7 protein-coding genes are annotated in these 8017 nt (G+C 37.1%); all 7 read right to left on the reverse strand.

What is annotated here, in order from left to right; translation table 11 throughout:
- Positions 1-207: 207 nt before the first annotated feature.
- Complete coding sequence (locus WBM60_RS01045; RefSeq protein ID WP_424276672.1) at positions 208-639, reverse strand: hypothetical protein; 432 nt, start codon at positions 637-639, stop codon at positions 208-210.
- Positions 640-901: 262 nt separating this feature from the next.
- On the reverse strand, positions 902-2404 hold the full coding sequence (locus WBM60_RS01050) for a DUF1254 domain-containing protein (RefSeq protein ID WP_424279655.1): 1503 nt from the start codon (positions 2402-2404) through the stop codon (positions 902-904).
- A gap of 38 nt (positions 2405-2442) precedes the next feature.
- A complete protein-coding gene (locus tag WBM60_RS01055; RefSeq protein ID WP_424259815.1) occupies positions 2443-3879 on the reverse strand; it encodes a DUF1254 domain-containing protein in 1437 nt (478 codons plus the stop codon).
- Positions 3880-4058: 179 nt separating this feature from the next.
- Positions 4059-4811, reverse strand: a complete 753-nt coding sequence (locus WBM60_RS01060; protein WP_424259814.1) for a DJ-1/PfpI family protein — start codon at positions 4809-4811, stop codon at positions 4059-4061.
- A 107-nt stretch (positions 4812-4918) separates the two neighbouring features.
- Positions 4919-6655: a DUF885 domain-containing protein gene (locus tag WBM60_RS01065; protein ID WP_424276266.1), complete on the reverse strand. Its 1737-nt coding sequence runs from the start codon at positions 6653-6655 to the stop codon at positions 4919-4921.
- A gap of 160 nt (positions 6656-6815) precedes the next feature.
- Positions 6816-7415: a hypothetical protein gene (locus WBM60_RS01070; protein WP_424258988.1), complete on the reverse strand. Its 600-nt coding sequence runs from the start codon at positions 7413-7415 to the stop codon at positions 6816-6818.
- 150 nt (positions 7416-7565) lie between these two features.
- A partial coding sequence (locus WBM60_RS01075) for a DUF1801 domain-containing protein (protein ID WP_424282651.1) occupies positions 7566-8017 on the reverse strand: 452 nt, incomplete at its 5' end.

The raw sequence follows: 8017 nt of genomic DNA on the forward strand, positions 1-8017 counted from the left end.
TACAACGTGTTGGCTATGATTTGGCGGGTTCTGGATGGCGAGCTTTTAGTGCGGATCTCTCGATTTATTGCGAGAAATTAGCGTTTGCAAGGCGAGCCATTTGAAACCGAAATCATTTTCGGTTTGTTTTGCAGATAAATGTAGGAAAAACTCTTCATCTTAACCAACTACCCGATGAATTATAGGCGTTGTTGTGCATAGTCTTTTTTAATTTTTTAAATTTTTTATTAAGCTGATTACTAAGTATAAAAGTGGACCAGCAATTAGAATAATTGGAATTGTAGGATATAAAAGTTCTTTCCCATTCACCACTTCTCCAGTTGCTGAATAGATGGTAATCGTGATTATTGCAAAACAAGAAATGGCACTTAAAAGAGCTGTCATCAGTAAAATTTCAGAAGCGACTCTCTTTCCTAACTCCGGCTTCTTAAGCAGAGGAATTGCTGATGATAGATGAGTGTTTGAATCCTTAATTAGCCAGAAAAAGAAACTGATTATAAGTGAAATAACAAATAAAAGTTCCCATAGGGTTTGTTTACCACCGTACCCTTTCTCAGCTATTGGATGGTTAAAGAAAATCGGTGTTTTATCTGGAAGTTTATCATAATTTAGGGCAATTAATAATCCCGTCAGGCTCATTATTGTCAATATCAAAAACTTGATTGGTTTATTGAAGAAGTAGCTTAAATTTCTTTTTTTGAACAAAATTTATATTGGATTATGCACAACGTTCCGTGTATGGTGCCGTAGCATCCCGCAGGGTGCTATGCACTATACATATTGTTGGCGTTTCGTTTTTTTATCAATCATACTAGTATCACCGAGCATTAGAATTAAAGCCTTTGGTTTCGAGACAGTATAATAAGAGCTGAAACCTCAATTAACTGTATATCAGTGCGCTCTATTTTGTTTTTACGATTTTATTCATTGGAAATGTTTGGTCAAAATAAGCCTGTTCAGGACCATACAATCTCAGATACACAAAGAAAGATTCATCTTTATTGGTCTGAATCCAGTTGCTTTCTTTCCCGTTTGGTACTTCTGGGCCAAAATACAAATCGACAGAGCCATCACTATTCGTAACTAAGTCCTCTGAGCGTGAAGATAGATCTGCACGTTTGGTATCATTTTGAATGATTAAACGGTTCGCTATGTCATAAACCGTAATAGACCAGAAGTTTGCCGCTGGTGGGTTTGGCTCCATGTGGAGGATGTAGTTATTGCCGCCCATTAATGCATTGCCATCAGCATCGTAATAAGACCCCAGATATGCAGAACCTTTTCCTGCAACTCTCGATACCATTCCTGCGGATGTAGTCACTGCTTCGAATGTATAAGAAGTACGTTCGTTAAACATGGAATAGGTTTCCAAGTCTATCTTAGGATTCATTCCTGCCATAGCATCTTCCCATCCCGAATCTGTTCCATAAAGCGATGAAGCAAATTTCTCTTGGGTTTTATTAAATGCGATCGCTTGCCCCATAGCCATCCCTGTTTTTACACCTTCTAATAAGATTTCTTTTTGATAAGCTGTTGGGTTAAATGGTTTTCCTTTTTCAATGCCCAAGTCTTTCAGCCAAGCGTAGAAAAAGCGATCGCGATCGGCCATAGGTTCTTTTTGCAAATACGCATTTACCAACTCCCAATATTCCATACCTTCAGGCGCTGTTCCTATGAAAACCTTATCTTCTGGTTTTGGATTGAAAGTTAGATATTTTGTTTTCGGTGGATTAGCCGCGTCAGATAATTTGTAAGCCGTTACTGCAGTTTTTAGCTTTTCTGCGTCTTCTCCTGTACCCAATACCCGGTAAAAGTATAATAGCATAAACGTATTATTCTGTATGATTTCGCCTTTAAAATCTTGGTGGTAATCCTGACCAGGCCCAACAAAAAGGAGTGTCTCTTTTTCTCCTGAACCGATTTCTTTAATTGGTTCTTGCCAGGCATTATTGGCCACACCAAAAACGCTTCCTTCGGGAATATTAACAACCAAAGGGCCTGTAGCAGACAAGTCTACTATAGATATAGTATATGGTGTGGTAACATTTGCTGTAAGAAAAGGATAAACAGCATCATATCCTTCGTATAGACCTATAACAGGTTCTGCATCATCATTCAACCCTAAGTTCTTTTTTGTAGCATTGTACGAGTGATAAAAACTCGTTATTGGCATGGCCCAAAGCGTAAGCTGAGATGCACGCTGTAAATCAATTTGTCGATTCAATTTTGCAGCCGAAGCTTTAGTTATAGTCTGGTCTTGATATTCAATTTTACCCAAATAGGTATCCTGCGTATTCTCTGTATTAACTGCAACTGAATCAGTAGTGTTTGGCTCAGGGCAGCCAGCCAGCGTGGTTATGGCTAGTGCTAACAGAGCCAGTTTCAACGAATGTTTTGTTTTCATACTATTCTGATTTATTGATTTATTTTACACTATCTAAATTAGTTGTTTTTTACTATTTGTGGATTTATCCAAGTACCCTTTAATGCTTCTTCTTTAGGACCATAAAGTCTCATTACGGCATAAAAAGGACCATCGGGTGCCGGTAGCCAGTTGGCTTCTAATGCTGCCCCAGGCGATTCTTTTTGCATATAAAGCGTCAGAGAACCATCCTCGTTCATCACAAAATCATCCATCATAGGAGAATTAAGAAGATATCTGTTTAAGGGATTGTCTATAAGCAGTTGTGTTTTACCATCGTACATAGTAAAGGACCAAAATGCTTTAACCGGAGGTAGTTCTGTTTTGCCAAAAGTAATAGTATAGTTATTTTCAGCTGCATCCAGTCCATTTCCTTCGTTATCAACAAGATAGGTAGGGTAGGTTGCTTCCGCTGCAGAGTTTCCGTATAGTCCTAAATGAGCTACTACAGCACGGAGAATGAACATTGTTTCCAGCTCATAATTTTCTTTGGCGCTTTGGTTAAGAAAGCTACGAGTACCAAACATTTTTGTGCTTCCAAGCGGGTCAGAACCATGTTGTTTTATAAACTCTTCCATCTCTGCAAATCCCTCTTTTACACCGGTCTTTATGGCTTCTTGAATTTCTATTTCAAAACTTTCAAAATCAAAAGGTTCGCTTGTTCCAATACCAAGTTTTGCAAACTTTTCGCGAAGAGCGGTTTCAGACTCTATCTTTTCAGTAAGATTCAAAACAACATCTATATATTTAAAGGAAGCTTCAGTAAATTGGTCTCCTTCATTCCAAACGGGCCAATCTTTTTTATCTGCAGCTTTTACTGCTTCTTTTCCTAAATAAGAGCTCAACAACTGTATTTGATACTCGTCCTGAATGGCTTCTACCTTATTTAAATCATTTTCATCCATAAGCTGGGTACGCACAATGGTAAAAAACAAGTCGCTTTCGCAGCGAATAATATCGATAATTCCTTTAGGTTTATCTCCTTCCCAAGAGCTTGAGGCTATCAAATATTTTCCTGCTTTATTTCCGGTTGAAAGCGTACCGATGTAGGCGAAGTTATGGGTAAATAAATCGATAAACTGGAAAGAATAATAGCGCTCCGCCTCCATTTCTGGCACAGAAAAAACAACAGGCTCCTTACTTATATCCGACCAAAACATGCAATAAGGCGTATCGGAATTTGGCGTTACAATGGCTTTGTCATTTGGCGTATAAACTCTTGCTTCACAACTCTTGATATTAAACTCACCTTTGTATTCTGTCGAGTTTTTGTCGAGTGTATATGCATACAGGGTTTTATAATTTACTACCAACGGAAAACCATATATGTAGGCTTCTTTGGCAATTTCTTTGGCTTGATCAGGTGTTAACTCATTTTTTAGATTACATGAATTTAAAATTAAGCCAACTAACAAGACCCAAATGGTTTTCATTGGAATTGATTTTTCTTTAGTCATAATAATAATTTTGCTTGTTAGTACTTGCTTTTCACAATGAATGCCAACGTTCAAGTATAAGCTTAGTGCGATATTAGAAGTACTTTCCTTTCAGTTTGCCGAAATATTTGTTAATAATCTATTCATTTCCATTTGGCACCATAGCCCGCATTAAGCTTATACATTGTTGCCCACAGTACTTATTCTTTCCAATTCTGAAGTCGGTCGAGATATAGATAACTCTCTACAAATTTTCTATGTTCTGGATTGGTCATTATCTCAACCAATTCCAACGCAGAAATATAACTAGCCAAATTGCCATTGGAAGATAAAAATTTACCATCCCGGACAAAAGTTACTAAACTATCATTTTGGACCTTTAGATTCGGGTAGTCTTTTTGTAATTGTTCGCCACCACCAATCCAAGTGACGATTTTATGTCCGTCCGCAATTCCGGATTTTCCGATTAACTGAGCTCCCGCACAATTGCTCACAGTATATTTGGTTTCCTCATTTTTCTTTTTGATAAAATCCACAATTTGTTCATTATGAACCTGGGCATACATAGCATAAGCACTTGGTACGAACAAAACTGTTAATTCAGGGCAATTCTCAAAGGTATAATCGGGAGTAAAATGCATACCTTCTTCTGTTGTTATTGTATTTTCAGTTTCGGCGATTGAAATAACATTGAAAAGCTGTTTTCCGTCTTCAGTCGGTTTTGCGAACACGTCAGAGGTTGCAATTACTTCGCTTTGTAAAACTCCACTATACATTAAGAGTCCGATTGTCGGCAATTCTGGGTTGAACGGTTTTAGGTGCTTGGTTAGCGTATCAGTTTTCTGTTCGGTTTTAGTGAATTCTGGATTTTCTACTTTGGTTTTTGATTTCTCGGTGTTACAACTGATCAAGATAGTCGCAATAATCGTTGTTATCAATCCAAATTTTCTCATTGTTTTCTGCTTTTCTTGTATTGTGGGCAATGTCTAGCTAAAATGAGTATGAGCCCCAACTGCCAGGAGCATTGAAGTGTCCAATTAGCATTGTCATGCGAAATAGCTCAGTTCGCATATTCATTTTTAGCGTTTGTTGTAGTGAGTTTATTATCTATCCATTGTTCGACCTGTATTCTCAATGCTGATAAGGGTATTGATCCATTTTCTAACACCTTGTTGTGAAATTCCTTTATATCAAAAGATTCCATCAGTCTTTGTTCTGACAATTTTCTGAGCACTTTTATTTCTTCACCCCCCACATCGTATGAAGTGAGTTGTGCAGGATATACAATACTTCTCCGATAAAGACTATTTGCAGATGATTCACTCATACCTGATGCCATCATAAAGTTTATAATTGAGTCTTTTGGCCAAATATTCAAATGTAATGCTGGGTCAATAACCATTCCTCTGGATGGCCAGGCGCGTCTATTGATTAGCGAGGCTTTATGGTTATAAAGCCCCATTTCCTCTGCCAATTGCTCAGCATACCTGGCCCAGCCCTCCATATAACTTTGAAAACCAAGTAGTTCTCTGATAGGGTGCAATCCATCAATATCTCTTTCAATTCCAAGTTGTAAATGATGTCCGGGGTATGCTTCATGAAAGGACAATTTTTCGTTATCAAAATATGTTTGTTGCTCTGGATCTTTAAGATTTATCCTGAAGTAAGCAGGCTTATTCTCCGTACCACTTTCATAAGATCCACTTCCATATTCATGAGGAAGATATGGTTTGATTGTTACATCTGAAGAAGGCATGAGATCAAACCAATCCTCACATTCAGCCTTAGCAGATTCTAGTATTGCGTTATTATAAGCCAGGATTTCATCTGAGGATTTAAAATAAAGACTAGAATCTGTATCAATACGATAAATTATTTCTGCAAAGTCATCTGATTGGTAAAGATTCTTTCCTAACTTTTGAATAGTCTTGATATTTGAATTTACAATTTCCAGCCCGAGGTTAAATATTTCTTCACCTGACTTTTTTGTTGTGGTATTACTTCGAATAAAGGCCTTGTAGCACTCATTCCCGTTTGGCAGGGCTAAGACTGATCCTTCAGTTCGCGCTTTTTCCAAATAATCGCTTTGAAGATATTCTGCGTATTTTGATAGGGCTGGATTGATTTGTTCGGTTACTAGGTTCTCCCACTCTTTCTGAAAAATTTCACTGCTGTCCCTTTTGGCCGGTGACATGAATGGAGAATCATCTAACGAATAGCTTGTCAGCACTTCTATTTGAGGGATCACTAATTCTACAATTTCTTTCGGCATGCTATAACCCTTTTCTATACCGACTTTCAAGTTTTCGATTTCTGTTTCTACATATTTAGGGAACTTCTTCCATCTTCTCAATGCTTGCTCTCTTAAGGTGTCATTTCCTACCGGTTGAAAATCGATTATACTCAACCATAAGCGAGAAAAGTTCCACTGATGGTTAACATTCCAGAGCTCCCTTTTGCAAGCCCTCATACCGATACTACTCTCAAGTTCTTCCATTAGCAGCCAATAGGTAATTTGATCTGCTTGAGAAGAAAATTTTGACTTGTCAATTTTTATAATCTTGGTGTAAAGGCTATCTTCAAATTCCTCCCATTTTGCTAAATCCTCGAGATGGTTTGAAGAAAAAAGACTGTGATCCTCAATTGGTAAATCCAAAAAGTATCTGTCTTCGGGAAATCTTGAAATAGTTCGTTCAAGGTATTCATCGGCTAAATCTGTGATTGCAGGTTCTTGTTGCTGGGTTTGAGTTGTACAACCTGCATAAATCACTAATAGTATGAGAATAATCTTTTTCATTGTCTTTGATTAATTCACTACAACGGTTTTGTGTATGGTTAGTTGCGTGTTTGAGCACCTAATTTAGCAAAAGTGGACGAGCCAGAGGAAAATCCGTAGCATTTTCCGAGTAGACCTGTACCAAGCAATTAATTATACACGGTGTTATACCATGTATTTTTCATGTCAAGAGACGGTAATGCATTTTATTTCCTTTTTCAATCCATAAAATCTCTATATAGAGTTTACCATTTTCTTTCAATTTGCCGATTGTTAATCTTGGCTTAATGATTGTGGAATTATTCGACAATTTTGAGTGCCATTGAAATCCATCCCATTCACTTTTAAAACCATTTTTCTTATTTTTTATAGATATTTCCTTGACCATACTTAGTTTGTCGTCATTGATATATGCAGTTTTCAATTTTAGATCAATTTTTATCAATGGACAAAAACTGTCTTCAATGGGCCTGATTGTCAATAAGGAGTCCGTATATTTCATACTTAGTTTAATCCAACCCGAAGGGCTAAATTCTATTGCCGATTCATTTTCAATTGCCTTTAAATCAACTTTTGGGTAAAGTATTTTTCCATTTTCATCTACTAATAGTTGTTTTTCAATTCCAGCTTGAATTACCTTATTCTTCATAAGTTGAAATGTATGATTTCCTTCATTTAATTCTGTTAGAATAAACTTTTGTAGTTCAGTTTTTACCTCTTGAGTGAATACATTTTGGATACTCCAAATGCAAATCAATATTAATGTCAGTTTATTTTTCATAATATATGGTATAACGGTTTGCATATGGCTTGTGGCGGTTTTCGAAGCACTTTCCTGTCCACCGAAAGAAAAGTTAGCTAGGGAGCGAAAACCTTGCTGGTAGCTGTTCACCCGCCATAAGTTATATGCGTTGTTGTGTGCAGTTTTTATTCATATTCCCAAGGTTGGCAATTGTTTTACCTTATGATAGGTCAATGTCGCTTTTATACATTCCTTTAGTTCATTCTTTGGAATTTGGTCATCCATTTGAAAGATAATAGCTCGATTTCCTTCGAAGCCAAAAGTGTTCTCAAAAACTACCCTGAACGTTTCAACAAGTCGGCTTGTGCATTTAAAGTACATGGCATATTGATTTGGCGTTTTTGCCTTCCAGTCCATTCTAAGTGTACTGCCATGTTTAGTCAAATAGCTTGGTTCACCCCATTTTAGCGTCTCTTCCAAAGATGTAACTCCCTCAAGTTCTTTCGCTGTTTCCAATATCAATTCTCTTAAGCCAATCATTTTTTTACGAACCTCTTCAGGGTAGTTGGCAAAAACCAATTCAACTTCAGGATTTGTCTTTAATTCAAAATTTTTCATTTTTTCAAATTGCACACAACGGT

The organism is Eudoraea sp. (assembly GCF_049669105.1).
Taxonomy (GTDB): Bacteria; Bacteroidota; Bacteroidia; order Flavobacteriales; family Flavobacteriaceae; genus Eudoraea.

Excerpts from the sequence above, each read along its gene's own strand:
- WBM60_RS01045 (WP_424276672.1), bottom strand. The coding sequence starts at position 639 with ATGAGCCTGACGGGATTATTAATTGCCCTAAATTATGATAAACTTCCA.
- WBM60_RS01050 (WP_424279655.1), bottom strand. The coding sequence starts at position 2,404 with ATGAAAACAAAACATTCGTTGAAACTGGCTCTGTTAGCACTAGCCATA.
- WBM60_RS01055 (WP_424259815.1), bottom strand. The coding sequence starts at position 3,879 with ATGACTAAAGAAAAATCAATTCCAATGAAAACCATTTGGGTCTTGTTA.
- WBM60_RS01060 (WP_424259814.1), bottom strand. The coding sequence starts at position 4,811 with ATGAGAAAATTTGGATTGATAACAACGATTATTGCGACTATCTTGATC.
- WBM60_RS01065 (WP_424276266.1), bottom strand. The coding sequence starts at position 6,655 with ATGAAAAAGATTATTCTCATACTATTAGTGATTTATGCAGGTTGTACA.
- WBM60_RS01070 (WP_424258988.1), bottom strand. The coding sequence starts at position 7,415 with ATGAAAAATAAACTGACATTAATATTGATTTGCATTTGGAGTATCCAA.